At 70.5% G+C, this 24,002-nt stretch carries 31 protein-coding genes and 1 pseudogene; 5 read left to right on the top strand and 27 right to left on the bottom strand.

Annotated features, from left to right (window positions below):
* The first annotated feature begins 2 nt into the window (after nt 1-2).
* Nucleotides 3-293 carry a hypothetical protein gene (locus ACQEVU_RS44455; protein ID WP_433318601.1) on the top strand — a complete coding sequence of 97 codons (291 nt, stop codon included), beginning with the start codon at nt 3-5 and terminating at the stop codon, nt 291-293.
* A gap of 1,334 nt (nt 294-1,627) precedes the next feature.
* Here the strand turns inward: ACQEVU_RS44455 and ACQEVU_RS44460 are convergent.
* The 6 genes and pseudogenes from ACQEVU_RS44460 to ACQEVU_RS44485 all read right to left on the bottom strand — a co-directional run bounded on the left by ACQEVU_RS44460 (nt 1,628) and on the right by ACQEVU_RS44485 (nt 7,386).
* Nucleotides 1,628-2,251, bottom strand: coding sequence for a hypothetical protein (locus tag ACQEVU_RS44460; protein WP_433318598.1), 624 nt, complete (start codon nt 2,249-2,251; stop codon nt 1,628-1,630).
* A 457-nt stretch (nt 2,252-2,708) separates the two neighbouring features.
* Nucleotides 2,709-4,037: pseudogene (locus tag ACQEVU_RS44465) on the bottom strand (DNA translocase FtsK); the annotation flags it as partial.
* 760 nt (nt 4,038-4,797) lie between these two features.
* On the bottom strand, nt 4,798-5,091 hold the full coding sequence (locus ACQEVU_RS44470; RefSeq protein WP_433318595.1) for a hypothetical protein: 294 nt from the start codon (nt 5,089-5,091) through the stop codon (nt 4,798-4,800).
* A 112-nt stretch (nt 5,092-5,203) separates the two neighbouring features.
* Entirely contained in the window at nt 5,204-5,434 is a 231-nt protein-coding gene (locus tag ACQEVU_RS44475; RefSeq protein WP_433318592.1) for a hypothetical protein, read from the bottom strand.
* Nucleotides 5,435-5,437: 3 nt separating this feature from the next.
* Nucleotides 5,438-5,914, bottom strand: coding sequence for a hypothetical protein (locus ACQEVU_RS44480; RefSeq protein WP_433318590.1), 477 nt, complete (start codon nt 5,912-5,914; stop codon nt 5,438-5,440).
* 32 nt (nt 5,915-5,946) lie between these two features.
* Nucleotides 5,947-7,386 (bottom strand): hypothetical protein, encoded by a 1,440-nt coding sequence (locus tag ACQEVU_RS44485; RefSeq protein ID WP_433318587.1) that lies wholly within the window; start codon nt 7,384-7,386, stop codon nt 5,947-5,949.
* 140 nt (nt 7,387-7,526) lie between these two features.
* On the opposite strand from ACQEVU_RS44485, the gene ACQEVU_RS44490 reads away from it, so the two are divergent.
* On the top strand, nt 7,527-7,862 hold the full coding sequence (locus ACQEVU_RS44490; protein WP_433318584.1) for a hypothetical protein: 336 nt from the start codon (nt 7,527-7,529) through the stop codon (nt 7,860-7,862).
* A gap of 7 nt (nt 7,863-7,869) precedes the next feature.
* Here ACQEVU_RS44490 and ACQEVU_RS44495 read toward each other — a convergent pair whose 3' ends face one another.
* The 21 genes from ACQEVU_RS44495 to ACQEVU_RS44595 all read right to left on the bottom strand — a co-directional run bounded on the left by ACQEVU_RS44495 (nt 7,870) and on the right by ACQEVU_RS44595 (nt 21,346).
* Nucleotides 7,870-8,952, bottom strand: a complete 1,083-nt coding sequence (locus ACQEVU_RS44495; RefSeq protein WP_433334724.1) for a M23 family metallopeptidase — start codon at nt 8,950-8,952, stop codon at nt 7,870-7,872.
* A gap of 56 nt (nt 8,953-9,008) precedes the next feature.
* Nucleotides 9,009-9,554 (bottom strand): hypothetical protein, encoded by a 546-nt coding sequence (locus ACQEVU_RS44500; RefSeq protein WP_433318581.1) that lies wholly within the window; start codon nt 9,552-9,554, stop codon nt 9,009-9,011.
* Nucleotides 9,551-11,182, bottom strand: a complete 1,632-nt coding sequence (locus tag ACQEVU_RS44505) for an MFS transporter (RefSeq protein ID WP_433318578.1) — start codon at nt 11,180-11,182, stop codon at nt 9,551-9,553. Before ACQEVU_RS44505 ends, ACQEVU_RS44500 begins: the two co-directional genes overlap by 4 nt.
* Complete coding sequence (locus tag ACQEVU_RS44510; RefSeq protein ID WP_433318575.1) at nt 11,179-13,734, bottom strand: ATP-binding protein; 2,556 nt, start codon at nt 13,732-13,734, stop codon at nt 11,179-11,181. The genes ACQEVU_RS44505 and ACQEVU_RS44510 overlap by 4 nt, the downstream gene beginning before the upstream one ends.
* Nucleotides 13,731-14,084 carry a hypothetical protein gene (locus ACQEVU_RS44515; RefSeq protein WP_433318572.1) on the bottom strand — a complete coding sequence of 118 codons (354 nt, stop codon included), beginning with the start codon at nt 14,082-14,084 and terminating at the stop codon, nt 13,731-13,733. Before ACQEVU_RS44515 ends, ACQEVU_RS44510 begins: the two co-directional genes overlap by 4 nt.
* 1 nt (nt 14,085) lies before the next feature.
* Nucleotides 14,086-14,343 (bottom strand): hypothetical protein, encoded by a 258-nt coding sequence (locus ACQEVU_RS44520; protein ID WP_433318569.1) that lies wholly within the window; start codon nt 14,341-14,343, stop codon nt 14,086-14,088.
* Between the two features lie 9 nt (nt 14,344-14,352).
* Nucleotides 14,353-14,661: a hypothetical protein gene (locus ACQEVU_RS44525; RefSeq protein WP_433318566.1), complete on the bottom strand. Its 309-nt coding sequence runs from the start codon at nt 14,659-14,661 to the stop codon at nt 14,353-14,355.
* A complete protein-coding gene (locus ACQEVU_RS44530; protein ID WP_433318563.1) occupies nt 14,649-14,855 on the bottom strand; it encodes a hypothetical protein in 207 nt (68 codons plus the stop codon). The genes ACQEVU_RS44525 and ACQEVU_RS44530 overlap by 13 nt, the downstream gene beginning before the upstream one ends.
* Nucleotides 14,852-15,595, bottom strand: a complete 744-nt coding sequence (locus ACQEVU_RS44535) for a hypothetical protein (protein ID WP_433318560.1) — start codon at nt 15,593-15,595, stop codon at nt 14,852-14,854. Before ACQEVU_RS44535 ends, ACQEVU_RS44530 begins: the two co-directional genes overlap by 4 nt.
* Entirely contained in the window at nt 15,592-16,515 is a 924-nt protein-coding gene (locus tag ACQEVU_RS44540; RefSeq protein ID WP_433318557.1) for a hypothetical protein, read from the bottom strand. The genes ACQEVU_RS44535 and ACQEVU_RS44540 overlap by 4 nt, the downstream gene beginning before the upstream one ends.
* Nucleotides 16,512-17,270 carry a sigma-70 family RNA polymerase sigma factor gene (locus ACQEVU_RS44545; RefSeq protein ID WP_433318554.1) on the bottom strand — a complete coding sequence of 253 codons (759 nt, stop codon included), beginning with the start codon at nt 17,268-17,270 and terminating at the stop codon, nt 16,512-16,514. Before ACQEVU_RS44545 ends, ACQEVU_RS44540 begins: the two co-directional genes overlap by 4 nt.
* Nucleotides 17,267-17,896, bottom strand: coding sequence for a sigma factor-like helix-turn-helix DNA-binding protein (locus tag ACQEVU_RS44550; RefSeq protein WP_433318551.1), 630 nt, complete (start codon nt 17,894-17,896; stop codon nt 17,267-17,269). The genes ACQEVU_RS44545 and ACQEVU_RS44550 overlap by 4 nt, the downstream gene beginning before the upstream one ends.
* The gene (locus ACQEVU_RS44555) at nt 17,893-18,252 is read right to left on the bottom strand and encodes a hypothetical protein (protein ID WP_433318548.1); all 360 of its coding nucleotides are present in this window, start codon (nt 18,250-18,252) and stop codon (nt 17,893-17,895) included. The genes ACQEVU_RS44550 and ACQEVU_RS44555 overlap by 4 nt, the downstream gene beginning before the upstream one ends.
* On the bottom strand, nt 18,249-18,656 hold the full coding sequence (locus tag ACQEVU_RS44560; protein WP_433335436.1) for a hypothetical protein: 408 nt from the start codon (nt 18,654-18,656) through the stop codon (nt 18,249-18,251). The genes ACQEVU_RS44555 and ACQEVU_RS44560 overlap by 4 nt, the downstream gene beginning before the upstream one ends.
* Nucleotides 18,653-19,099, bottom strand: a complete 447-nt coding sequence (locus tag ACQEVU_RS44565; RefSeq protein ID WP_433335438.1) for a hypothetical protein — start codon at nt 19,097-19,099, stop codon at nt 18,653-18,655. Before ACQEVU_RS44565 ends, ACQEVU_RS44560 begins: the two co-directional genes overlap by 4 nt.
* Entirely contained in the window at nt 19,086-19,427 is a 342-nt protein-coding gene (locus ACQEVU_RS44570) for a hypothetical protein (RefSeq protein WP_433335440.1), read from the bottom strand. The genes ACQEVU_RS44565 and ACQEVU_RS44570 overlap by 14 nt, the downstream gene beginning before the upstream one ends.
* Nucleotides 19,424-19,735 carry a DUF6907 domain-containing protein gene (locus tag ACQEVU_RS44575; protein ID WP_433335442.1) on the bottom strand — a complete coding sequence of 104 codons (312 nt, stop codon included), beginning with the start codon at nt 19,733-19,735 and terminating at the stop codon, nt 19,424-19,426. The genes ACQEVU_RS44570 and ACQEVU_RS44575 overlap by 4 nt, the downstream gene beginning before the upstream one ends.
* A complete protein-coding gene (locus tag ACQEVU_RS44580; protein WP_433335444.1) occupies nt 19,732-20,172 on the bottom strand; it encodes a hypothetical protein in 441 nt (146 codons plus the stop codon). Before ACQEVU_RS44580 ends, ACQEVU_RS44575 begins: the two co-directional genes overlap by 4 nt.
* A 138-nt stretch (nt 20,173-20,310) precedes the next feature.
* On the bottom strand, nt 20,311-20,490 hold the full coding sequence (locus ACQEVU_RS44585; RefSeq protein ID WP_433335446.1) for a hypothetical protein: 180 nt from the start codon (nt 20,488-20,490) through the stop codon (nt 20,311-20,313).
* The gene (locus ACQEVU_RS44590; protein WP_433335448.1) at nt 20,487-20,807 is read right to left on the bottom strand and encodes a hypothetical protein; all 321 of its coding nucleotides are present in this window, start codon (nt 20,805-20,807) and stop codon (nt 20,487-20,489) included. The genes ACQEVU_RS44585 and ACQEVU_RS44590 overlap by 4 nt, the downstream gene beginning before the upstream one ends.
* Before the next feature lie 80 nt (nt 20,808-20,887).
* Nucleotides 20,888-21,346: a hypothetical protein gene (locus ACQEVU_RS44595; protein ID WP_433335450.1), complete on the bottom strand. Its 459-nt coding sequence runs from the start codon at nt 21,344-21,346 to the stop codon at nt 20,888-20,890.
* A 182-nt stretch (nt 21,347-21,528) separates the two neighbouring features.
* On the opposite strand from ACQEVU_RS44595, the gene ACQEVU_RS44600 reads away from it, so the two are divergent.
* The 3 genes from ACQEVU_RS44600 (at nt 21,529) to ACQEVU_RS44610 (ending at nt 23,934) form a co-directional block, all read left to right on the top strand.
* On the top strand, nt 21,529-21,837 hold the full coding sequence (locus ACQEVU_RS44600; RefSeq protein WP_433335452.1) for a hypothetical protein: 309 nt from the start codon (nt 21,529-21,531) through the stop codon (nt 21,835-21,837).
* Nucleotides 21,838-22,078: 241 nt separating this feature from the next.
* Nucleotides 22,079-23,449: an XRE family transcriptional regulator gene (locus ACQEVU_RS44605; RefSeq protein WP_433335454.1), complete on the top strand. Its 1,371-nt coding sequence runs from the start codon at nt 22,079-22,081 to the stop codon at nt 23,447-23,449.
* A complete protein-coding gene (locus tag ACQEVU_RS44610) occupies nt 23,449-23,934 on the top strand; it encodes an NUDIX domain-containing protein (RefSeq protein WP_433335456.1) in 486 nt (161 codons plus the stop codon). Before ACQEVU_RS44605 ends, ACQEVU_RS44610 begins: the two co-directional genes overlap by 1 nt.
* Nucleotides 23,935-24,002: the final 68 nt, after the last annotated feature.

Here is a 24,002-nt window from a genome sequence, read left to right on the forward strand (position 1 = left end):
CGATGATGTTCGACGCCGACGACCGGGCTCGCACCGAGATGCGGGCCGCGCTGATGCGGACGCTCGCCCGCGGTGTGGCCGGCGAGATGTGGCAGGAGATCGGCCGGGACGTCGCCGACGGCGTGCTCGATCTGCGGGACGCGGCCCGATCGGGCGCGTACCGCCACATGTTCGCCGAGGCGGCTCGGGAGTTGGCGAGCCACCGCGCGGAGATCGGGGAGACCGCGTTCGACCGGGAGGGTCGGCAGGCGGCCGAGGTGGTGGCCGAATTGCGCCGCGGCGGCTCGACGTGATCACGCCGGCAACCGCCCGCGAGCACGGCGGCGTAGTGCTGGCGTGTGGACTCCGGCGACGCGCACCGGCGAACCCTTGACGCGGTGAAGCGTGCCGCCGGGATGGTGCCGGTCATCCACTTCGACCTCGGCCGGCTGAAGGTCCACGGGCCGGGCTGCTCGTGTTCAGGCGTTGAAGCCATCACCACCACAGCTGTTCCTCAACGAAGATGGCCCGTGCTAACTAGCACGGGCCATCCTCTGGGGCTTGCTAGTTCTGCTCGACGTTGACCGTCACGTTAACTTCCACCGGGATCTCTGTAGTTTCCCCGATTGCTCCGCCAAGTACCGCGATTGTCGTTGCAATCACTAGGACCCTTCGGTGTTTTTCGCTTCGGTTTTTAATCCGTTGAAGTTTTCCGCGTGGTTCGCCGGGCAAGTTTTCGTGTAGTCTTGGCTTCGCCATACGTCCTCGCTTCCGTCCCCTGCAGGGCTCTAGTGCGGATGTCGGCAACCTGCGGGTCTCCAGTTGCAGCTGGGGGCCCGCGTTGCTGTCCAAGGGGACTGCACGTCCTCGACCCAAATGGGTGGTGGTCGCGCTGACGACAAAAGCCTACGCTGCCCCCCTATCAATTTCGCAGCCGGAAAGGCGGGCGAGACTTCCGCTTTCCTTGGCTGGAAGCTGGGAGGCTCTGGCTTCTTGATCGACAGATGCCTGACCTGCGCGAATTACTGGCGGTGAATGTCGAGGGTGTGACACAGCGTCACACCCTACTCAGCCATTCGGCTAGTCCACTCTCGCCCCGCAGGTTCTAGGCGAGTAAACGATTGGCCATCAGAGGCAACTGAAAAGTCGAGTTTCATAACGTCTGAAGTCGGACATCGCGGACGAATATGTCGGCGCCGGAGTGTCTCAAGTCACATGGGCTTACTTGATCAAAAATGACGCTGCGAAGTCGCGGGATAACACGATCGGTATTGCTTATCCCGTTCCGTAATGCATGGGACCCAACGCTGTCCGCATGTTATTGCAATCCGAACTCACGTAGGGCGCCAGGTCGATACCGTTTACACCGGCCGCCTTGAGTACCGACGCCATTGACGGCAGGTTCCCGGCTGACGCCCGGCCCCGACAGGCCGACACCACTGGACCTTGCCCGCACCGCCAACCCCCACGCCTCGATGCGAGAACGGGCGTCACCCCCAGACCTAGGGTGACGCCCGAACTACACGGCTGTCGTCATCTACAGCGGCTGTCCACAGCCCTACAGCGGTTGCGACCACCGCCAGCCCGGCATACGCCGCGCCTGCTGCTCGTGCCCCAGGCAGCGGTCGGTTACGCGACAGCGCGGGATCTATCCCGCAGCGGTTGGTTCGAGATAGCCGATCGGGCCTCCACTGGAGACAGTGATCCTGCTGGCCATTATTTGCTTCGCCAGCTCCCGCAGGTGGCCAGGCGCGTTCTTCAAGTGTTCCGCCTGCATCCCGGGGTGGACCCGCGCCAGGAGTTGCCCAGCGTAGTGGTGGCGAGGTTGGTCCTCGCCTTCCCGGTACTTCTCGTTGACGCGGTTGGTGACGCGATACACCGCGACGGGGAAAGTCGCCAGAGTGACGGCGAGCAGGACGTTGTCAAGAACCCGGGCTGGGTCGGAACGCCACCACCGGAGGCTTGATTGTTCAAGTTCATCGTTGCTATGCGCGACGTGGAACCCGATGTACTTCCTGTCCTCCCCGGGGTAGGCCTCCGCGCGTGCGTCGATGCGGAGAACCGTGAGCTCGCCATCAACTACCTGGAGCGGATCGCGCAAGGCCAACTCTTCGACCCGGCCGGTGGCGATAGGCACGTCGAGGACGCCGGCACGGACCAGTTTGTCGACGCCGGCAGGGGAGATTCCGAGCCGACCCGCGGCCTGAGGGCGGGTCAGTGTCGCCGACCGCACAGGGGGTTCTGAAGGCGGCGCAAACGTGGGCAGTGGCATGTAGTCGTCCCTTTCGACAGGGGGAGTCCCAGGCTCTCGCGGCCCCTGTACTCGATGACTCTTGCACCGTACCGTGCGTTGTTCACACGCACCAGTCGAGTTGTGCTTATACCAACTGGCGAGCTGTATCTGCTACCGCAGCGCAGCTCAACAGCTGCTGCCGCGGTCTCGAATCCGATGACGGACCCCCCGTTGAGCGGCATGAAGGGCAGGTTGTCGCCGAAGCACACGCACCGCCGGTACGAGCCCATCCACAGCACATAAACGGTGAGACCGATGCCGCGAACAACGGTGTCGCCGCCGCCCGCCTTCTCCGTCACCCGCGGGTCGGCAAGCACGCTCACGCCGACACCTCCGCGCCGCCAGCGATTACCACGATCGACAGTTTCGTTCATCTGTGCCCGTTACCTTTTCTCTGATCGGTGTGGGACGGCTCGACTGCCGTAGCGAAGTGGCATTAGCTGGTCGGCACCTCGTACAGGCCGCGGCCGGACCGCCGCAGCACGTCCTCTTTGACGAGATCCGTCAGGGCCTTGTCCCGGGCGTCGTCGCCGATGCCTGGCGTCGCGGCGACCAGGTCCGGTTTGGTCAGCGGCAGACCCTCCGCGGCGAGCTGCTGGGCAGCGGCCAGGACGACATCGCGCGCCCGGCCCGTCTGGACCACCGGCGGCGTCTCGTCGCGCGGCGGCCGGATCCTCTCCTGGATCACCAGCGGCATGTAGACCGGCTCCGCCTGCCGCTTGCAGTGCTCAACCACGGCGTCGATCTCCGCCTCAGACACCCACGCAGACTGAACCCGCACCGGCTCGGCGGCGCCCATCGGCAGGAACAGCGCATCACCCTTGCCCAGCAGCTTCTCGGCGCCCGGCCGGTCGAGGATGACCCGCGAGTCGGCGAGGCTGGACGTGGCGAAGGCCAGCCGCGACGGCACGTTGGCCTTGATCAGGCCGGTGACGACGTCGACGCTGGGCCGCTGGGTCGCGAGCACCAGGTGGATGCCGGCCGCGCGGGCCAGCTGGGTGATGCGCACCACCGAGTCCTCGACGTCGCGCGGGGCGACCATCATGAGGTCGGCGAGCTCGTCGACGACGACGAGCAGGTACGGGTACGGCCGGATCTCCCGCTCGCTGCCCGGCGGCGCGGTGATCTGCCCAGCCCGCACCTTGCGGTTGTAGTCGTCGATGTGCCGGACCCCGGCCGCGGCCATGTCGTCGTAGCGCATGTCCATCTCGGCAACGACCCATTCGAGGGCATCGGCTGCCCTCCTGGCATTGGTAACGACGGGCGTGACCAGGTGCGGAAGACCGTCGTAGTTGGTGAGTTCGACCCGCTTCGGGTCGACCAGCAACAGACGTACCTCGTCCGGCGTCGCCCGGGTCAGCAGCGACACGAGCAGGCTGTTGAGGCAGCTGGACTTGCCCGCGCCGGTCGCGCCAGCGACGAGAATGTGCGGCATCTTGGCGAGGTTCGCGACTACCGCCTGGCCCTCGAGGTCCAGGCCGATCGCAACCAGGAGCGGATGCCGGTCCGTACGCATCGCCGGGGCGTCGAGGACGTCGGCGAGCGCGACCGTGACCCGCTCGGCGTTTGGGACCTCGAGCCCCATGACGCTCCGACCGGGAATCGGCGAGTGCAGCAGGATTTTGGGCTGTCCGACCGCATACGCGAGGTTCCGCTGCAGCTTGGTGACCGCCTCGACTTTGACGCCGGCGCCGAGCGTGATCTCAAACCGGGTCACCGCGGGGCCACGGGTTGATCCGGTGACCCTCGCGTCGACGGTGAAGTCCGTGAGCACCTGCTGGATCATCTTGCCGCGTCCGTCGGTGTCGTCGGTTTTTGCTGCCGATCCGGCTGCCGCCGTCAGGCTCGGCAGCTGGTAGCGGGCGGTGGGTTGGGCTGCCACCACGGCCTCGTCGAGCTTGCGGTCGTTCGCGACATCGGCGGCCGGCGGCTGGCTCGACGGGCGCGGCGGGCGCTCCGGGTCGGGCAGTCGCAGCCGGCGCCGCTCGGCCGCCGTCCACACCGGGTAGGACCACAGCGCCCACACCGTAGCGCCGGCGATCCACACGACACGGCCCGCGGCCGTGCCCGGGTCGGTGGCCGCCGCGGCGGCCAGCCACAGCCCGGACGTGCCGCCGGCGGCACCCCACGCGAGCGCCTGCTGATGGATGCGGAGGACCCTGCGGCCGGTCCGCTGCGCCCGCTCGATCCGCCCGCGCCTGATGGCCCGCGCAGTCAGTCGTTGACGGCGGACCGCATACCCGCCCACGGCGAGGACCGGCGCGGCAGCAAACGCAGCCGCGAGGTTCACGCCGTCGACGGCGACGAGGCCCGCCACGATGTGACCGCCGAGGATCCCCCACGGGATCAGGTGGTCGCGGTACGTCTTCGCCGAGGTGCGCATGAGCGCCTGCAGCTCGAGCCGCTCGACGAGGGACGGGCCCGGACCGCCGTTGCCGGCCCCGGCCGGTTCGGGTGTGGCCTTGTTTTCTTGGACGGCCTTGGCGATGCTGCGGACGTAGCTCCATGTCGACGGCATCGGAGTCCTACCTCCCGGCCATGACGGCGGCGAGGACGAGCGCCACCAGGTAGAAGCCCCACCGCCGGGTGGGTCGCTGCAACATCCAGCGGAGCGGGCCCTGGGCGCCGGTCGGCGCGACGAGCACGAGCATGAACATGATCAGCCGGTCGGTGCGGTTCGACCACCGCCAGGCGGTGATCAGCCACGGGAACCGCTCGGGTGCCCGGTCGGCGTCGACGCCAGACAGCCGCCACATCGAGGCCAGCGACGCCGGCCGTGCCGTCCATGCCCACCAGCCGCGAACTGCCCGGCCGATCACGGAGGGTGCTTGCCGAAGTTCGACGACACGGCTACTCTCGCGCGCGCGCGTCGACACGGCCGGGCTGTCATCTTCGACCCCTTGGGCTTCCAACTTCGATCGAACATCACCGTCAGTGACGGATGCGGTCGTGGATGCGCTCAACGTCGATCCCCTCTCGGATCAGGTCGATCACGGTCCGGACCAGGCTCGTGACCTGCTCCAGCTGGGCGACCTGGCCCCCCTCAACGAGGAGCCAGGCGCACGTCTTCCAGAAACGGCCGCGGTCGGTGGGCTGCTCGGCGATCTGCGCCTCGGCGTGCACCCGCCGCCGCTCACGGGACTTCTCAGCCCGGGTTGGCACAGATCAGCCCCGCACGCCGGCGGGAACGTTGCCGCCGCGCTGGCCGGCCCGGGTCTTGGCGATGACGCGGCGGGCCAGGACGAGCGCGACGCCGGTCGCGATCAGCGCGAGCGCAGTCAGGGAGCCCTGCCCGAGCCACTCGCCGAGCTTCGCCGAGCTGTAGGCGTTGAGGTCGGCCGCCCACTGCTGAATCGTCTGCCCACCCTTGCCGTTGATCGACTGCGCGATCGACGGCAGCAGGATCGCCGTCCAGATCGCCGGCCGGTTCGGGGTGCCGTCGAGCAGGATGTCCAGGATGGCGGCGACGCCAAGCACGACGCCGAGCAGCGGCGCGAGCCAGTCGGGACCGACGCCGACGATGGCGGCGATCCAGTGCCCGAGGAAGCTGGCGGTCATCGCGCAACCGCCGATGACGGCCAGGGCGAGCGAGGTCCAGCCGAGGTAGACGATGCCCTTGTCGTTGATGATCGGGTTGGCCACGGGGTGCTCCTTCTGTCGGTCCGGCGGCCCGGTCAGGCGCCGGTGCTGTCGGTGTTGATGTCGGCCTTGGCGTGGTGGGCGGTGCGGGCCGCGCGGACGCGGTCGTGCGACCACTTCATGTCGGTGCGGATCGTGTTGTCGGCGGCCGGGAGCCGGTTGCCGTACCGCTCGCGGAGTGCGGCGGCGTTGGCGATGGCCGACGGCGAGTGCTTGGCTTTCCCACCCCGCCTGGCGGTGCCGGTGGCGGTCTTTCTGGCGGGCTTCCTGTCGGTCCCGCTGTCGGTGTTGTTGGCGGTCGAGCTGTCGGTCCCGCTGTCGGTCTTCCTGTCGGTCTGGCTGTCGATGTCGGTGTCGGTCCCGCTGTCGGTGTCGACGGCCGACACCTGTCGGCGCGTGGCGGTCCGTACCTGTCGGCGGTTCTGTCGGTGCGCCTGTCGGTGTGCGAGGCGCCGGGCTGTCGATGGCGCTGTCGGCTCCGGCGCCGACAGGTTGGCGATGTCGGTGTCGGCTCCGCTGTCGATGGCGCTGTCGATCTGCCCGTCGATGGCGAGCACGTCGCGTAGGGGTGTACCGACGTCGGCTTGGACCTTTCGCGGAGGCTGCTCGGCGGCGAGCCGGTCGGGCGTGAGCGCAGCGCCGATGAGCGCAGTCAGGCCGTCGTAGTCGGCGCCGTCGGCGAGGCGGACCGCGATCTCGTCGAGGTCGTAGACGGCCACGGCGATGTCGGCGGTGGTCGGGTCGACCGCGGCGCGGATCTTGCGGTGCAGCACCTTGGCGATGGCGGCCGTGCGCACCTCCCGCCGCTTCTCCGCCTGGGCCGCCGCAATCGACGGGTACAGCCCGAGATCGGGATTGGCCTTGGCGAGATTCTTCGCGCGCAGCGTCTGCCAGGGGTGCCGCAACCAGTGCCCGATCAGCTCATACGCCGGCGTCACCGGCGGCAGCTGCCCCTTGGCCCGCAGCCGGTCGCGGCGCTGGTTCTCGGTGTGCATCAGCCACACCAGGTAACCCAGCGCGGACATCGCCGCGAAGAACCCGGCGAGCAGTTTGTTGTCGTGCGCCATCCAGTTGAACGCGACCGCGAACGCGGCGATGGCGGCGGACAGGATGCGGGAGGCGTTGGCCTTCTCGCCGAGCCGGCGGCGCACGTCGGCGTTGGCGAGCACGACGATGCCGCCGAGCTCAAGGGCGCCGACCGCGGGGATCGCCCAGATCAGCGGAATGCCGAGGGCGGCGACCGCGCCGGAGACCTGCCCGGCGAGGGCGACGAGGAGCACGACGACGTAGAAGAGCTGCCGCATGTACGAGGTGCGCTTCACGGTCTTGGCCAGGTCGGCGTCGAGCTCGGCGGCTGCTGCGGTGTTCGCGCTGCGCGGCTCGTCGGCGGCGAGGACGGCCGGGATGTGACCGTTGACCCGCCCGACGGCCGGGGGAACCGCCGGGCGGGGGTCAAAGGTGGTGAGGGCGTTCACAGCGTCACCTCGGTGGGAGTCGTGGGGCTCCGCCTGGCGACCTGGCGAGTGCCGGTCCGCGGCGGGCGGGGCGTCATGCCTCTCATTGTAGAACGTTGCGAACGTTGCGAACAATACGAACGTTAACGCATACTCGTAGCGTGAGACGACAGCCGAACATCACGAACGGTGCGAACGATCTGTACGATCGCCAGCAACCGTCGAAGGCAGGCTGCGCAGTGGTCGTCGAGAAAGACCCCGGGAAGCTCGAAGAGCGCCTCAAGCGGGGCGACTGGCTGACGCCCGGCGAGGTCGCCCTCCTGCTGCAGCTCGGCCGGACCAAGGTCCACACGATGCTCGTGCAGGGCCAGATCCGATCCCGGAACAAGCCAGCCAGCCGTCACCGGGTCTGCAACCCAGAAGACGTCCGCCGCGAGCTCGCGAAGCTCCGCGACGCCGAGGCCGAAACCACTGCGCCGGCATCCGACACCGAGTAGCAGCTGCTCATGCACCGAGCGCCGCCCCGTGCTCCCGCATGAACGGCACCGGGTTGACCGCGCCCTGAGGCGAACGGTCGTTGTTCAGATGCACCTCGAAGTGCAGGTGCGGGCCCGAGCTGTGCCCCGACGAGCCGACGATGCCGATCTGCTGCCCGGCCGCCACGTGCTCCCCCGCTGACACCGCTGGCCGCTGGGTCATGTGGCAGTAGCGCGTGATGATCCCGGCCGCATGCTGGATATCCACGAACCAGCCGCACCCGGCCGCGCTCGGCGACCCGTCCCTGTCGCAGGTGCCGACCGTTCGGGCCGTCGACGCGTCGCAGACCGCCTTGATGACCGTGCCTGACGACGCGGCCCGGATCGGTGTCCGCCGCGACGCCATCAAGTCGACGCCGGCGTGCAGCCGACCACCCCGCGGCCCGAATGGCGAGCCGACCTCACCCGACACCGGGCGTACCCAGCCGCCGGCCGTGACCTCGGCGGGAGCCGCGCACTGGCCTGGCTGCTGTCCGGCCAGGTCCGCGCCGCCGGAGACCGCACCGACGAGGGCCGCCGCTCGAGGTTCGTGCTTCGCGTAGGCCCCCGGGAACGCTGAGCGCTGCACCCGCTGGGCTGCCTGTGTGAGCGACAGCGACTGCCAGCCGGACACGCGCTGCAGCGCGTCGTAAAACTTCCTCGCGGACGTCGCCGGCGTCATTAGGTCCTGGACCGTCCCCCACGAGCCGGCGCCCTCCGGCGGGCTTGGCCTCTGCTGGAACAGGCCGACGCTGTCGTGGTCGCGGCCCGAGCCCTCGTGCGGCAGCGCCATGGACGACGGCACGCCGGGGTTGGCGAGGTTGTGCAGGTTGCTCTCCTGCATGGCCGTGGCCACGGCGATCACCCAGCCCCGCGGCGGCACCTGCATCTGCTGGCCGGTCCGAACGATTGCCGTCGCGTTCGCCACCTGGGTCGCCGTGAACCCGTCGGCCTTTACCGCTGAGGCGTCGTGGACCTGCAGTTGGCCACCGCCACAGTCCGACGCCGGCGGTGCCTCCTGCTGCTGCGTGAACCAGCCCTGCATCGACGACGCCAGGCCGACCCCACCCATGCACAGGACCGCCCCGACGCCCAGCGCAATGGCGAGCGTGACCGCGCCGCGGCCGGTCACGCCTGCTCCAGGTCGAGCTGCGACCCGAGCCACCGATGGCCCGCCCCCGTCAGCGTCACCTTCGCGGTGGCCACGAGCGTCTGCCCAGAAGCGCTGACGATCGGGATCGTGACCGTCACCAGCTCATCGCCGGCGGGCGCGACCGCAATCTGGTCACCGACCCGACCGACCGGCACCTTCGCCGGGTCGGCGTCGGCGAGCTCCGCAGCCAGCTCATCGGTGACGAGCGGCCGGAACCCGGCCCGCCACTGCTCCGGTGACTTGCCCTGCGTGTTGAGGATCTTCACGAGCAGGTCGACGGCCGCCTCCCGTGCCTCGATCGGCCCGGCGGTGATGTCCGCCGGCTGGTCGCTCACGTCGGCGCTGCCGTCGTCGCCCGACTCCTCGTCGCCGCTCTCGGCCGCCGCGGCGGACGTGGGAGCGGCCTGCGACCCGCCCGAGGCGTGCTCAGCGCTCCCGGAATGCCGTCCGGCCAGCAGTACCGCGGCGATGACGGCAGCGGCCACGGCGGCAACGATCCAGCGGACCGGCAGGCGCCTCATGCCCGGTTCCCCGCGGTCGTCTCCGGCCGGGGCCGTGAGGCGGGATGCGAACTGGGCGCCGCTTCGCGGGCGTCTTTGACGGTCTGCCCGGCGAACGACAGCAGCCGGTACAGCAAGCCGGGCTTCTCGTCCTCCTCGTCGCGTTTGCGGGCCCCGACCCGGACGAGCCGCTTCACGGGCCGCAGCACCATCCACAGCACGACACCGGTCAGGCCGACCGCGCTGATCTGGACGAAGCCGGACAGGTCCGAGTCGAAGACGGAGTCGACGATCCACAGGTAGAGGCCGGCACCGGCCCCGAACATGATGATGTTGGCGACGGAGCCGACGACGGCGTTGAACAGCCGCATGACGGACGGGTGACCGGGCTGCAGGATTCCGATGGTGGCCATGAGCGGGAACGTCATGACTGCCACCCGCACGACGAGGAATCCGAGCAGGATGACCACGCTGGCGCCAATATCGAAGATCGAATAGATCCCGGCGGACAGCATCGCGATGAAACCGCTGCCGAGCCGGTCGTCGCCGTGCAGACCCTGCAGATGCTCGTACGCTTCCGGATCTTCGGCCTTGACCGCCTCGGCGATCGAGATCCACTGTTCAGCCTTCGCCTGCACGATCACCGGCCGCAGTTCCGGGTGGGCGTCGATGTCCGCGGCTTCGCCCCATGTGATCGTGGTCGCGTCGTACAGTGCCGGGCCGTACTTCTTGGCGATCGGGCAGTCGTCGCAGCCGAGCATGGCCCGGACCCAGTTGCGGTACAGGATCGCGTAGACGGCCGCGTCCGACGACCTCACGGCGACGGTCCGGTGGTCCTTGCACGCGTCAGGGTTCCTGTCCCGCGAAGCGCAGTCCTCGAGCGGGATGTCGTTGGAACCCGGGCCGACAACCTCGTGCATCGCGCTCAGGCCGGTGACGGCGACCCGGTCGGCGCCGTGGGTCACGAGCAGCGGGTACTTGCCGATGCCGGTGACGGCGACCATGACGAGCAGCGCCCATCCGGCGAGCTTGGTCGCCTCGGACAGCCTGCCGAGCCGTGCCCGCCAGATCAGCCATCCGCCGGCGGCAGCGAGGGCCAGTGCGCCGAGCACGGAAAACACGTAGTCGTAGGTCTTCTCGGTGGCGGTACGGACGATCGAGTCGGACCAGCCCCACATCGCGTGCGGGTCGTAGGCGAGTTCCCGCAGCCCGTTGGCGGTACCGAGGGTGATCTGGGCGATCGAGAACTCCATACCGGCGATTGCGTTCTGGCCCGTGTCCGTTGGGTGCGTCACCGCCCCGGCGCAGGAGGTGTCGTACATGTCGAGCGGGTAGCCGGCCATGCCATGCCGGGCGTACTGGCCGAGGACGCCGGGACGCAGGTCGGCGTCGGGGCGGCGGCTGAGCCAGCCGGAGATGCCGGAGTCCGGCGAGGCGGGTGTTGGTGCTTTGACGCAGTCGGCGCGGCGAGCGGCAGCGTTGCCGAGGCGGTGGGCGCAGTCGAGGAAGTTCGCGGGTACCTGCCACTCCTCGACCGTGCATAGCGGCTTGACCGGCTCCGGGTCGGCGTGCGCTGGAACGCCGGGACCGAGGACCAGCAGCGCGGCGGCAGTCAGGGCGGCAAGCGCGTGAAGGGTGCGGCGGATCATGCGACGCCTCCAGGGGTGGTGTCGAGGTGAGCGAGCAGCCGGTCGGCGTAGGACACGTCGACGCGGATCTTCTGCATGCGGCCGTCCACGTCGCGCATCACGAACTCGCGGAACCCGAGCCGGGCATCCGATGTCGGGTCGGCCTGCGAAAGTGCGGCCAGGGTCTCCTCGTAGCCGACTCCGCCAGCCAGGCGCAGCAGCTGTAGCGCCCCGGCCGCGACCTCCGGATCGGCGGCGATGCGCCCCGCGAAGACGGTGGAGACAAGGTTCTGGACGTCGAGGTCGAGAATGTCCTGCGGGTTCTGCGACGCCACCAGCGCGGCGATGTTCCACTTCCGAGAGTCGCGGGCCAGGCGGACCAGGAACGAGCGGCCGGAACGCCAGCCCTGCATCACGTGCGCCTCGTCGAGCGCCACCAGCTTGCGCCGGTGCATGTCACCGCCGTAGCAGCGCCGGACGGCCAGACGGTGCGCGAGGTGCAGCATCGGCACCGTCAGCGCCTCGGCCGCCGACCAGTAGTCGCGCTCGACGGTCATGTCTGGCAGCCGCAGACCGGCCATGGTGATGATCGTCAGGGGGGCGTCGGAACCGAGCGCCCCGACGGGCGGGCGGCCGAACAGCAGCCGCGCCATCTGCAGCTCGGCGGCGTCGTTGAGCAGCGCCGCGAGCTCCTGGGCGCTGCTGTCGCCGGCATTCAGGACCGCGACGATGTCCTCGAGCTGCGACGCCTCCTCGGCGGGAACCTGCCGGGCGGCCCGGCGCAGCAGCGACGCGGCGGCTTCGCTGCGGGCGACCTGTGGCGGCAGCAGCATCATGGCGATGTCGAGGACGAGGGTTCGCCGCTCGGCGCGGGCATCGGTCACCGCGACGTCGAACAGGTGGTCGCCGTGCTCGCCCGCCGCGAAGTCCGTACGCCGCGGCGTCGGGATCAGGGCGTACGGGGCGAGGGTGCCCCGGTTGGCGCCGACGAGGTTGAGCACCTGTGCTCGTCCCCGCATCAGCGGCATGTCGGCGAGCCGGGCGAGGGGCCCGGACGGGTCGAGCAGCGTCGTCTGGACGCCACGCAGCGCGGAAAGGTAGCCGATGGACCCGATGAGCGTCGACTTCCCGCCGCCGGGCTCGCTGACGACGATGGCCAGGCCCGAACGCTCCCGGACCTCGGTCGCGAAGTGCGGGTCGAACATGACCGGCCGGCGGCCGGTCCCGGACGTGTAGCCGATCAGGTCGCCCCGACCGTCACCAACCGCGGCGGCGGCCTGCGGGACGGCGGCTGCGAACAGCTTCACGGACATGCGCCGCAGGTAGCCGGTGTCAGCGATCGGCTCGCCCGGGATGAACTCGCGGGCCAGTTCGGGCTGATCCTTCGGGTGCTGCAGGGCAATCCGGGCGTGCTGCTGGTAGAGCCGGGCGACCTCGTCGGCGCGTTCGAGCGCCACCTTCTCGGTCGGGCCGGTGACCGCCAGGCGGTGCCAGCCGTGCACGCGTGCGGCGTCGACGGGCTGCCCGGTCGAGATCTCGTCACCGACGGCCACGGCCCGCTCGGCGAGCCGCCCGAGCTCGGGCGGCATGTCCAGGCCGTGCTCGGCGTAGTCGCGCTGCTGATTGCGCAGCAGCAGGAGACGCCGGTTCAGGCTGGACGTGGCGCCGCCCGGGCCGAGGACGTCGACGCGCGAGGACACCTCGACCGGGTACGGCAGTTCGTCGGCGAGGTGCAGCCACGGCAGGTGCTGCTGCGGGATTTCCAGCGGCTCCATCCGGCCGACGGTGAGCACGGCGGCATACGACTCTTCGCCGGTGAGACGGTTGACGACGCGGGTCGTCGCCCCGTACCGGGTCCGGTACCGGTCGACGTGCTCGGTGAGGGCCATGATGTCCTCGGGCCCCGTCGCGGTGACTCGCCGGTCGGGCGGAGTCAGGCCGAGGCCAACCGACCGGTACAGCAGCCACGCAAGCTGTGTCGGCGTCGCGGGCTCGGCGCCGAGGCCGAACGGCCGCAGCAGGGCCGTGAACTTCTCGACCTTGGCGGCGATCCGGTCCCGCTCGCTGCGGGCCACACCGCCGCGGCCGGCGCGGGCGCGTACCCACTCGCTGACCGCATCGCCGACGTGCCGACGGGCCACGGTCACGCCGAGGTAGGTGACCCCCTCGGCGTAGCCGAGCGCGTCGACGTGGTTGGCGGCGGCTCGCAGGTGATCGGCGAGGGCCTGCTGCCCGACGATCGGCGCCGAGGACCGGAGCAGGTTCCCCGCCCACTGGCCGGTCGGGTACGGCCGGGACGTGCGGCGCAGGTGGAGCCGATGCCCGGCGAGCTTCGCGTACTGCTCGGCGACGGCGGTCATGAACGTCTCGCGGTCGGCGTCGGGTCGGAATGCCCACACCCGCTCCGGCAGGACGTACCAGGCGGTGGCGGTGCTCGCGGTGAAGGTCAGGTTGCTGACGAACTCGCGGAGCTGCAGGTCGACGGTCGGCGCCGGGTCGCGGGGCTGCCGCACGTACGGCGTGAGCGCCACGACCCGGCCGAGGGTGCGACCGTCGGTGAGGTTGCGCTTCATCGCGGGCCTCCGATTCGGATACGGGCGGCTGACAGGCTCGGCAGTTGGGCCGGCGGCGGGGGCCCGGTCTGGCGCCAGTCCCGGGCGGCGGTGGCGAGGATCTTCCGTGCGGGCCGGTCGGGGTCGACGTGCCGCCAGATGGCGTAGGTGCTGACCATGGCCGCGCCGATCTCGACACCGATCCAGCCGAAGCCGCCGGTCAGCAGGGTCCCGGCGCCGACGAAGCCCGTGCACAGGACGGCGAAGAGGCCGTACTGGGCGTACGGGAGCTGGATCGGGAGTGTGTAGTTCGGTGGGCCGAGGTAGACGAGCCTCGCCCGGTAGATGTCGTCGTCGGTGCGTAGCAGCACGTCAGGCTCCTTGCAGGAAGTCACGGCCCGCGGCGGTGAGGTGGATGCGGAGGAGCTCGCTGCGCTGGGCGCTGCCGGCCTGGCGGAGCGCCCAGCGCATGGAGACGGTTCCGCCGCCGCTGTGGCGGACCTCGACCAGGCCACGGTCGGCTACGTCGAGGAGGAGATGCTCGGTGAAGTTGTCGGCCATGTAGCTCACGGGGTGGCCGTACTGGGCGGCTTCGAGCAGGTCGAAGGTGCTGCTGGTGGGCGTGGTCATCGGCTGGCCCTACTTGAACAGCAGGTCGACGATGGATCCGCCGAAGAAGAACAGGCTGGTCGCGCCGGCGATGAACGCGATGCCGATCAGGGCGACGCTGCTCGAGGTGAGCACCTTCGACACCTCGCCCTTGTTGGCGCGGGAGACGAAGATGATCCCGAGTCCGGCGAGCAGGATCGGCACGATCTTGGTGACGAAGAAGTTGAGGATGCCGTCGGTGTTGAGCTCCTTCGGCGTCGGTGCTCCCGACGGCTCGGGCGCGGCCAGGATGTGCAGGTGGTCGGCGGTCGTCTGGGCGACAGCGGTCAGGAGGTGCATGACGTGGTCTCATTTCCGGTCGAGGGTTGGTAGACGAAGTCGTAGAGGGCTTGCTGCAGGGCCACGAGGTCGCCGCCGTCGGTGACTTCGGGGAAGCCGTGTTCTGCGAGGACGCGGCCGACGGCGAGCAGCAGGCCGTACGTGAACCGCGGACCGGCGTCGGGCTGCGGCGTGATCGGGTAGGCGCGGGTCACGGAGCCACCTCCGCCAGGTCGGCCGGGTCGAACGTGGCGGCTGGGGACGTCTCGTCGACCGCCTCCGACAGGTCCGTGTAGACCTGGACCGTGCCGTCGCACGGCTCGTCGACGTCGTCGCAGTGACACGCGTCGACCATGAGAAACCGCACGACGTGCACCCGGCCGTCGAGGACGATCCGGTCACCGATGCGCAGGTCATCCGCGCGTTTCGAGCCGGAGGCCTCCGCCGCGGCGGCGAGCAACGCCATGGCGAGCTCGCGGGCCGCGGCCGGGGAGAATCCGTACGTCTCCGCCTTCAGCTGCGACGACGGGTCGACCCACACGACCGGGTCGACCGTGCCGTCCGGCCGCTCGTCGCGGGTCGCGCCGACGACGAGCAGGCCCGGCGTCGGCTCGTGGAAGCCGTCGAGGTCGTAGCTGGCCGCCCGCATGGCACCCGCGTGATGCTGGGCGCCATCGTGGTCGGCCTCGTGCGACACACACCAGGACAGGGCCGCGGGGCAGTCGACAGGCTCCGACGCGAGGGTGGTCCACTCGGCGCTGCAGGTCCGGCATGACCATGCATGCTTCGGGCCGGGCTGCTCGCCGAGCTCGTACACGGTCTCGGTGGTCGCCCCGACATAGACCACAGCGGCGCAGGTGCCGCACTTCGGGCAGTCCGGGTCGACGTCGGGGCCGGCAAGTGTCCCAGTTGGGACAGTTGCCGACACGGCGACCGGCTCGAGGACGGCCGTCATGACGGGCTCCCCTCGGCGTGCTGAAACTTCCGCATGGCCTCAGGGCCGGCGGGGTCGACGTCGACCCATGGGCCGTCGGGCCGGTAGCCGTCGGCGATCAACTGGCCGGTGATCTCCCGCTGGGCGCCGAGCATGGACACGGCGGTCAGGTCGCGGGTGCCGGTCGTCTCGTCGGTGTGGACGAGCATGCAGCTGATCGGCGGGCGTGCACCCATAAGCCAGACCTCGGCCACGGATGGCACCACAACGGGGCTTTCGACGACCTCGCCCGCGCTCGGCGCCTCGTCGACGACCGGCGCCAACTCCGGGTCCGCCGGCGGCTTCGTCGAGGGTGTATCTGTAGGTACACCCTCGGGGCGGCAGTGCGATCGACCAGCGACCTCGTCGAGGGGGTCCAAATTCGGACCACCTTGGGTCTCCAGCGGCTTGGTGAGCGACTTCGCCAGCGCCGCGTCGAGGTTGCTGTTGTGCGCGTCGCGGGCCTCGATCGCACGGGCGCGGGAGCAGGCTCCCAACGTGGCCCGGAGCAGTTCCTCGGCGCCTTTGGCGCTGACCCGCCGCCCACCGAACTCCTTGGCGAGCACGTCGACGAGCCGCTCGATCGGAACGACCGTCTTGCGCGACGGCTTGGCCTCGTCGGGCTTCGGCTCATCCGGCATCGTCACCTCGGCCGACACCGCCGAGGCGAGCCACTGACGAAGGTCCGGGATGTCGATGCCCAGTTCCTGCAGGTGCGTGAGTGACGTGTTGATCAGCCGGTAGGCGACTGCCTTGTCGGCGCCGAGCCGGGCAGCGACCGTCGACACGGGCTGCCGGTCGACGCAGTGCAGCTGGACCGCCATCCGTGCCGGCGGGCCGAGGAGGTCCCATGCCGCCTTCACGTCGTCCGGTTTGGCGGCGGCCTTGAGCGGCTTGGTCATGCCGGCTCTCCTTCGTGGCTCAGCGAAAGCAAGGCGTCCCGCGCCTCGGTCAGGAGGCGGGTCGCGGTGGTGGTGTTGACGCCGAGGCGTGCAGCGATCTCGCGCACCTTGAGGCACTCGACGAAGCGCATTGCGAGGATCTGGCGGTGATGCTGATCGAGCCGACGCAGCAAGCGCGGCTGTGCGATCAGCGAGAGGATCTCGGCCTGAACGTCCTCGTGGCGCCTTCCCTCGACCACAGGTGCGCCGGCGCGCAGACGCTCAAGGGTTCGGAACACGAGCTTCTGGGCGGCCGGAACTGGCACGTCCATGTACTCTGCGATCTCGTCCCAGGAGAAGCCGTGTAGGCACCACAGCTCGACCGCGGTGCGGCGTAGCGGCGGCAGGGATTCGATCACCGACGCGACGGCGGCCGCGGTCTCCTCGTCGGCCATGCACCGTTCGTCACCCTCGATCGGCTCGGGTTCGCCGAAGAGGTCCAGGAAGTCGCTACCGGCGATCTCGCGCTGGCGGTGGTGCGTGACCTGCAGAGCGGTGTGTTTGGTGGTCTTCATCAACCACGCGATCGGCTCGTCGAGCGCTGTGACCGTGTCTCGCTTCAGCAGGCCGATCATGAATGCCTGCTGAACGGCGTCCTCGGCGTCGTCCCAGGTGCGGGCGTGCCGGCGGGCGTAGCGGAGCAGTTCGCCGCGGTGCTCGCGGCACATCTCGTCGAAGATGTCGTTGACCTGCTGCTGGGAGAGGGCGAGCGTCATGCCGCACCCGCCGTGGTGGCCGAGCCATCGACCGTGACGCCCCACGCGCGCAGCTGCTGCTTGGCGCGGGAGATGTAGACGCGGACCCGGTCGGGGCCGACGCCGAGGATGCGGCCGATGTCGGCGAGGGTGAACCCGAAGCCGTACCGCAGCCGCATCGCGATCATCTGCCGGGACGACAGCCGCGACAGGTGCTCGTCGAGCTCGTCCATGACGGCCGGCGCGATGCTCAGCCCGCGGGCGGTCGCCACGTGGCCGAGGATCGTTCGGCCGACCTGCTCGGCCTCGTGGATCGTGGCGTAGCCGCCGCACGCGCCCGAAGGGGAGCCGTCACGGAGGAGCGCCATGTAGATGCGGGTGTGCCCGATCTCGCCGTCGAGGGTGTCGCGGCGCTCGAGGCTGACCGTGTACCCGTCGCAGCCCTCGCCCGACCCGGCCGTGAGCGGCAGGTCGACGGCGGCACTGTCGTGGTACAGCGGCTCCCCCTCGCGGGCGAGGTCGAGGTCGTGGTTGTTCGCGTTGCCGGTGCACCACGGCACCCCGGCCGTGCAGCCGGTCGGCTGCGGCGCCTCCGCGGTCTCAGCCGAGACGAGGGCCAGGTTGGGGCGGATCGTCGTGACGGTCATGCGGGGACTCCGCCTTTCTGGTCGTCAGGGTGGTTGAGGCTGGCGAGGTGCGGCTGGTCGGCGTCGAGGACGTGACCGGCCGCGGCGAGCGCGGCCCGGAGGCGGCGCAGCTGGTCGGCGCCGATGTCGAAGACGGGGCTGACGGGTCCGCTGGTCGCCGGGACGATCGACAGCTCGAGCAGCGGCTGCCCGTGGTGGGTGCCGTAGATGCTGACGACGTACCGGGCGCTGTCGCGGTCGGCGCCGGCCTCGGCCGGAACGTCGATCGCGCGGCTGTGGTGCAGCTGGAGCCCTTCGGCGTCGCACTGCGCGTCGTCGCACCACGCCGGATGGGTGGAGGCCGAGGTCCCGGTCACAGCGATCCGTCCTCAGTCCGGAGCCAGTCCATCTCCCCGGCGTACGCGTCCTCGGCCGTGCACATGGCCAGCAGCACCTCGGCCAGATGGGAGCGGACCGGCGGCGCCGACACGTACAGCTGGGCTTCGGGATGACGGCCACTGCCGACGGTCACCACCAGCCATTCGGCACCGCAGGACTTGTGCAGCGCCGTCCCGAGCAGCCCATCGGGCGAGGTCCACTCGCGGGCGTCGAACACGGCCGCGGTCAGCCCTTCGACGGGCACGGCGACCGACACCTTGCCGGTGCGGATCGACACGTACCCGGGGCGGGCGGTGCCGTGGATCAGGTAGCCGACCTCGCCGGCGAAGTCGGACCGCCCGGCCTGGGTGCAGAACACGGGGATGCGCGTCGTGGTGTTCACAGCGTCACCGGCCGGTCCCAGTGGTGCGGGTCGCCGACGACCGACGCGTGTCCCCGGAGCGCCTGGCCGAGGTGGCGGGCTTGCGCGCCGCGCAGCTCGTAGCCTTCCAGCGACGAGGCCTGCCCGGGGCGCATGAGGCAGATCTCGACGCCCGGCGGCTCCTCGGCGGAGTCCATCGCGTCGGCGAACAGCCGCACGAAGATCGCCGCCTCGCCGTCGTGCGACGGGTAGACGATCGTCCACTCCGACAGGTGGTGCGCGTAGTTCGGCGACGCGACCGTGCACTCGTTGGGCGAGCACCACGCCGGGTGGGTGATGCTCGCGTCGTCGTGGCCGGTCCGGATGCTGCCAGCGGCGATCCCGAACGGCTCCTTCGGGGTGCGCAGGTCCGTGAGGTACTGCGCCTCCCGGGCGCGGCGGCCCTCGTCGTCACGCGGCGGCACGAGCCACCTCCGCCGTAGCGGCGCGGACGAGGGCGGCGGCGTCGGACTCGACCGGCTTCGGCGCCTGTTCGCTGGAGCAGACCGTGACCCGGCGGCCGTGCCACCACAGGACGCGGTGGTTGTGGAGCGCGATGTAGCCGGTGCCGAGCGCGGTCAGCTCGATCTGGCCCATGCCGAACCACGCCAGCCACTGCAGCCCAGCCGCGATGGTGCTCGTGTGGACGGTGATGACGTCGTGGTGGGTCAGGACGATCTTGGCCGGGCAGGGCATGCCCTCGGCGACAGCGGCGGCGATCAGCAGTAGCGCGTCGCGGCGTGCGATGGTCATCGGGTCGCCTCGAGCTGCTCGGCCAGGTACAGCACCGCGGCGGCGACCTGGCGGGCCTCGGCGGCGGTCAGGTCGATCCCGTCGGGGCTGGCCGTGATGACGATCGCGGCCTGCCCGGTGATGCCGTACTCGTCGAAGCGGTTGAGGTACAGGTCGACCTCGCCGGCGACGAGGTTGCCGCCGCCGGCCGCCTGCACGGTGATCGGCTCGCCCTCGTGGCAGATCGACCCGTCGGGGTCGGTGCCGTGCTTGCGGCACCACGGCGGGCAGGTCCGCGCCGTGGTGCGGGTCAGGGTCGCGGCGCTCACGCTGTCTCCCCCGCCTTGCTGGGGAGCGGCTGGCGGGCGTCTGCGACCGCGGCGAGGATCGTGTGGGCGAGCCGCTCCGCGTCGTCGGCGTGGATGGACGTCAGGGGGATGGAGATGGTGACGACCGGCGCCTCGGGGTACCCGTCGATGTCCTCGATGGTCTCGACCTCGACGCTGACCTTGGTGCTGGCGCCGTCGATGTCCTTGACGTCGCCGACGAGCACCGTCCTGGCGTGGTGGCGGCTCGTGATGATTGCCGGGCCGCCGAAGCTCAGGGCATCGCCGCCGTAGCAGTTGTTGCCCTTGTCGCACCACGCCGGGCACTTCCACCAAGGGGCGAGGTCGATGAATGTGGGCTGCGGCACCTCGCGGATGCTCGGCTCGCCCGCGAGGCCGGTGATGGTCGCCGTGCGGGCGGCCGTAGTGTTGGTGTCCATGGGCGGACCTCCAGTTAGTTTTGCCCTAGGGCCCCGGCTGCGGCGGAATCGCAGGTTTGGGGCCCGTCTTGTTTCTGCTGGCCGGGTGGCCATCGGTGCGCCCGACGAGTGGTCGGGCGCACGGGAAAGTCACCCGGGCTACTGCTCGTCCTCCTCGGCGAGCCGGTAGCCGGCGGCGAGGCGTTCCTGGACTCGGTCGGCAGCGACGGGGACGTTGCGCCCGTCGGAGGGCCGGATCATGCGGACCGGCCGCTGGCCCTCGATGGCGGCGAGCACGCGGGCGCGCTCGCCGGCGGTCATCTCGTCGGGGCTGGTCATGCGCTCGGGAACCCGTAGTCCGCAGCGTCGGCCTCGTAGACCATGACGCCGAGCAGTCCGGCGCCGTACGCGGCGCGCCTGGCGTCATGCTCCGAGGCGTGCTGCGTCCCGTGCAGCTCGTGGCGGATGCCGTCGCCGCGGTGCACGTACAGCCGGCCGTCCCAGTCGGGAATGACCCGCCAGTCGGTGACAGGGACGAACGCGGGGGCGGTCATGCCCGGCTCGAAACGGGGCAGCTGGTTGAGGGGCATCAGGCCGACGGTCCACACGCGGTAGGGACGTCCGCCGTCGACGGACTTCAACTCGGGCAACTGCATGGGATGGGCTCCTTGGGCAGGGTGAGGGGTGGTGGCGGGGCCGACGGGGACGACCCCGCCACCACGACGGGGGAGGAAAGTCAGGCGGGGTTCGCGGCGACGAGGGCCGCGTAGGCGCGGAGCGCGTCCCACTCGTGGTCGTGGCGGCTGCACAGCGCCGAGTCGATGACGCCGTTGCGGCGGCCCTGGACCAGCACACCGGCCTGCGCCGTCTGGAAGATCCGGATGGTGACCGGCCCGGCGACGTGCTCGCGGATCTCGCCGACGGCGAGCGAGCGGGCCGGGTCGGCGGCGGGCTCAACGGTCTCGGCGAGGGCGAGCTGGTAGTAGGCGGAGGCGGTGAGAGCCGCGGCCTGCTCGTCGGCGAAGGTCGCGCACTGGTCGGTGATCCGCCGGGTGCCGATGTAGGTCACCACGGTCCAGGCGGTAACGGTCACGCGCTGGAGGGTGATCACGGTCCGACCCGCCTGGGCCTCGATCTGCTGGCCGATGGCCAGGACGGGCTCGCGAGTGGCGGCGGGGGCCTTGATAGCGTGCATTTGGGTCGGTCTCCTGTTGGTAGCAGGTGTCCGGTCAAGGGCTCCGGTCGGTGTTGGTAGCACCGGCTGGGGCCCGTCTTGCTTACGCCAATAATCATAAGGCCCAGTGCCACATGGGTCAAGGCGTTTGGCATTGGGCCAACGATTGAGTGCTGTATGGCCGATGTGGGATGATCGGCCCCATGACCACGCAGAAGCCGAAGAAGGCGATGGGCGCGGCAGGTGATCCGCTCGCCGCCGCGGCAGCTGCATATGCTGCGGGCCTGGCAGCAGAGAAGGCCGCCATCCGCGCCGTGGAAGAAGCCAGACGCGCCCGCCAGGCCGCCGGCGAGAAGATGCGAGCCGCGAGGGACGCTCTCGCGGCACAGATCGTCGCCGAGGCGAAGGCCGGCATCAGGCAGAAGGACATCCTCGAGCGTCTCGCCGGCGTCTACACCCGTGAGAGCGTCCGGCGCATTTGTCGTGAAGCTGGCGTCGAGCCGAACGACTAGTCCGCGCACCGAGCACCTCCCTTGGTCTGGCGAGCCCGACGACGGCCGCAGTCGCCGCCGAGCCCGTGACCACCACGCTCCGCCCGGAAGGAGGCTTGCGGGAGATGGAGCAGGTTGCGCACCCCTGCGCATTCATGCCCGCCGTTGCGCGCCCTTGCGCAGACCTGTCCCCCGCCTGCGCCGCCGCCTACGCTCGAAACGCCCCAGCATTCACCGCTCTGCGCAACGGATCAGGGTCGCCATGCCGAAGCCAGTGACCAACCACGAGCTCGACGCACTCCTCGCCGAAGCCGGCTACAGCCACAGCCAGGCCGCCCTCGCGCGGCAGGTCAACGCCCACAGCCGGGCCACGCGCAGCGTCGAGCTGCAGTACGACGGCGCATCCGTCTACTGGTGGTTGCGCGGACGCACACCCGACGACCCGGCCCCCGCCGTCATCGCCGAAGTGCTCACGCGGCGACTCGGCCGGACCGTCACCCAAGACGACCTCGGGTTCCGCCGCGCTGGCCCCGACCTCACACGCCTCGGCCTGGAGTACCGGCCGTCCCTCGAGGACAGCCGCAACACCGTCGCCGACCTGTGGAGGTACCTGTTACTGCGCCGTGACGCCCTGACCGCCGCCCCGCTCATCGTGGGCGCCACCATGACCGCCGGCTGGGCCTGGCTGTTCGACCCCCGCGACCGGGACACCGCCCACGTCGGTGCCCGCCGCGTCACCGCCGGAGACGTCGCCGCTCTGCACGCCTCGCAGCGGCAGATCCTCGACCTGGACCGCCGCCACGGCGGCGGCCACGCCCGCGCGCTCATGGTCGGCTGGCTCCACCGCGAGGTCACGCCGATGCTGCACGGCTCCTACACCGACGCCGTCGGCCGGCAGCTGCTCGCCGCGGTCGCCGAGCTCACCGGACAGGTGGGGTTCATGTCGTACGACGTCGGCGAGCACGGCCTCGCGCAGCGGTACTTCATCCAAGCCCTGCGCATGGCGAAGGCCGGCGACGATCCGGCGTTCGGCGCACACATCCTCGCGAACATGGCCACGCAGGCCGTGTTCCTCCGCCAGCCTGCCGAGGCCGTCCGGCTGGCCCGGGCCGCAGTCGACGGCGCCCGCCGCGCACACCCGGCCGTCCTGGCGCGGCTCTACACCACCGAGGCATGCGCGCACGCCATCGCCGCCGACGAGGCCAGCTGCTCGACCGCCCTCCGCAACGCCGAGAAGGCCATGGCCAAGACCTCGAGCGACGCCCCCAGTTGGGCCGGCTACTTCACGCCGGCGCATTACGCCGGGACCGCCATGCGCTGCTGGCGGGACCTCGGCCGCCCCGACCGAGCATTGCGGCACGCCGCCGACGCGGTCGCCGTCGACGAGGGCGGCACCCGCACCCGCGCGCTCCACACGGCGCTGGTCGCCACCGTGCACGCGACCGGGCCGCGGCCTGACGTGGAGCACGCCGCCGCGCTCGGCGCCCAGGCGTTGACCCTCGCCGGTGAGGTCCGGTCCCGGCGGGTGGTGGAGCGCGTCGACGAACTCGGCCGCCTGCTGCAGCCGCACCGGCGCAACCGCGCCGCCGCCGCGTTCCTCGACCAGGCCGCCCAGCTCGCCAAGGCCGCCTGATGGGCGAGTGGGCACCGCCGGAGGTCCACTATGCGAACCTGCCGACGTTCCACGCGGCTGCGGCCGTGCTCATCACCGACCCGGCGGGCCGGGTGCTGCTGGTGAAGCCGAACTACCGGGAGTCATGGCTGATGCCGGGCGGGTACGTCGAGGCGGACGAGTTCCCGCACGATGCCGCCCGGCGTGAGGTCCGCGAGGAGCTCGGCCTGACGCTCGACATCGGCGCCCTGCTGGCCGTCGACTGGGCGCCTGCGGCCGACCCTCGACCGCGGGCGATGGTGAACCTGATCTTTGACGGCGGTGTGCTCGAGGAAGCGGAACACGCGATCCGGCTACGCACGCAGGAGCTGGACTCGTACGCGTTCGTGTCGGTGCTGGAGTCCGCGCAGCTGCTGCCGGCGGCGGTCGCGCAGCGCGTCCCCGCCAGCCTGGAGGCGCGCAGGTCGGGGGCGACCCGGTACCTGTTCGGTGGCGTGCTGCGCTGATCGCGCGCAATTATTCGGCGTTTCGCCGTCGCCGTGAGGCCCGTCTACCCGACGCGTACGCGATGCGG

The organism is Dactylosporangium sp. CA-139066, from assembly GCF_050936175.1.
Classification (GTDB): Bacteria; Actinomycetota; Actinomycetes; order Mycobacteriales; family Micromonosporaceae; genus Dactylosporangium.

Bases quoted from the DNA above. Each gene is read 5' to 3' on its own strand.
- ACQEVU_RS44505 (WP_433318578.1), bottom strand. From the start codon at position 11,182: ATGATCCGCCGCACCCTTCACGCGCTTGCCGCCCTGACTGCCGCCGCG.
- ACQEVU_RS44585 (WP_433335446.1), bottom strand. From the start codon at position 20,490: ATGACCAGCCCCGACGAGATGACCGCCGGCGAGCGCGCCCGCGTGCTC.
- ACQEVU_RS44605 (WP_433335454.1), top strand. From the start codon at position 22,079: ATGCCGAAGCCAGTGACCAACCACGAGCTCGACGCACTCCTCGCCGAA.
- ACQEVU_RS44610 (WP_433335456.1), top strand. From the start codon at position 23,449: ATGGGCGAGTGGGCACCGCCGGAGGTCCACTATGCGAACCTGCCGACG.
- ACQEVU_RS44540 (WP_433318557.1), bottom strand. From the start codon at position 16,515: ATGACCAAGCCGCTCAAGGCCGCCGCCAAACCGGACGACGTGAAGGCG.
- ACQEVU_RS44455 (WP_433318601.1), top strand. From the start codon at position 3: ATGATGTTCGACGCCGACGACCGGGCTCGCACCGAGATGCGGGCCGCG.
- ACQEVU_RS44545 (WP_433318554.1), bottom strand. From the start codon at position 17,270: ATGACGCTCGCCCTCTCCCAGCAGCAGGTCAACGACATCTTCGACGAG.
- ACQEVU_RS44570 (WP_433335440.1), bottom strand. From the start codon at position 19,427: ATGACCATCGCACGCCGCGACGCGCTACTGCTGATCGCCGCCGCTGTC.
- ACQEVU_RS44535 (WP_433318560.1), bottom strand. From the start codon at position 15,595: ATGACGGCCGTCCTCGAGCCGGTCGCCGTGTCGGCAACTGTCCCAACT.
- ACQEVU_RS44580 (WP_433335444.1), bottom strand. From the start codon at position 20,172: ATGGACACCAACACTACGGCCGCCCGCACGGCGACCATCACCGGCCTC.
- ACQEVU_RS44500 (WP_433318581.1), bottom strand. From the start codon at position 9,554: ATGAGGCGCCTGCCGGTCCGCTGGATCGTTGCCGCCGTGGCCGCTGCC.
- ACQEVU_RS44495 (WP_433334724.1), bottom strand. From the start codon at position 8,952: ATGGGTGGGGTCGGCCTGGCGTCGTCGATGCAGGGCTGGTTCACGCAG.
- ACQEVU_RS44600 (WP_433335452.1), top strand. From the start codon at position 21,529: ATGACCACGCAGAAGCCGAAGAAGGCGATGGGCGCGGCAGGTGATCCG.
- ACQEVU_RS44525 (WP_433318566.1), bottom strand. From the start codon at position 14,661: ATGCACCTCCTGACCGCTGTCGCCCAGACGACCGCCGACCACCTGCAC.
- ACQEVU_RS44520 (WP_433318569.1), bottom strand. From the start codon at position 14,343: ATGACCACGCCCACCAGCAGCACCTTCGACCTGCTCGAAGCCGCCCAG.
- ACQEVU_RS44510 (WP_433318575.1), bottom strand. From the start codon at position 13,734: ATGAAGCGCAACCTCACCGACGGTCGCACCCTCGGCCGGGTCGTGGCG.
- ACQEVU_RS44550 (WP_433318551.1), bottom strand. From the start codon at position 17,896: ATGACCGTCACGACGATCCGCCCCAACCTGGCCCTCGTCTCGGCTGAG.
- ACQEVU_RS44460 (WP_433318598.1), bottom strand. From the start codon at position 2,251: ATGCCACTGCCCACGTTTGCGCCGCCTTCAGAACCCCCTGTGCGGTCG.
- ACQEVU_RS44595 (WP_433335450.1), bottom strand. From the start codon at position 21,346: ATGCACGCTATCAAGGCCCCCGCCGCCACTCGCGAGCCCGTCCTGGCC.
- ACQEVU_RS44590 (WP_433335448.1), bottom strand. From the start codon at position 20,807: ATGCAGTTGCCCGAGTTGAAGTCCGTCGACGGCGGACGTCCCTACCGC.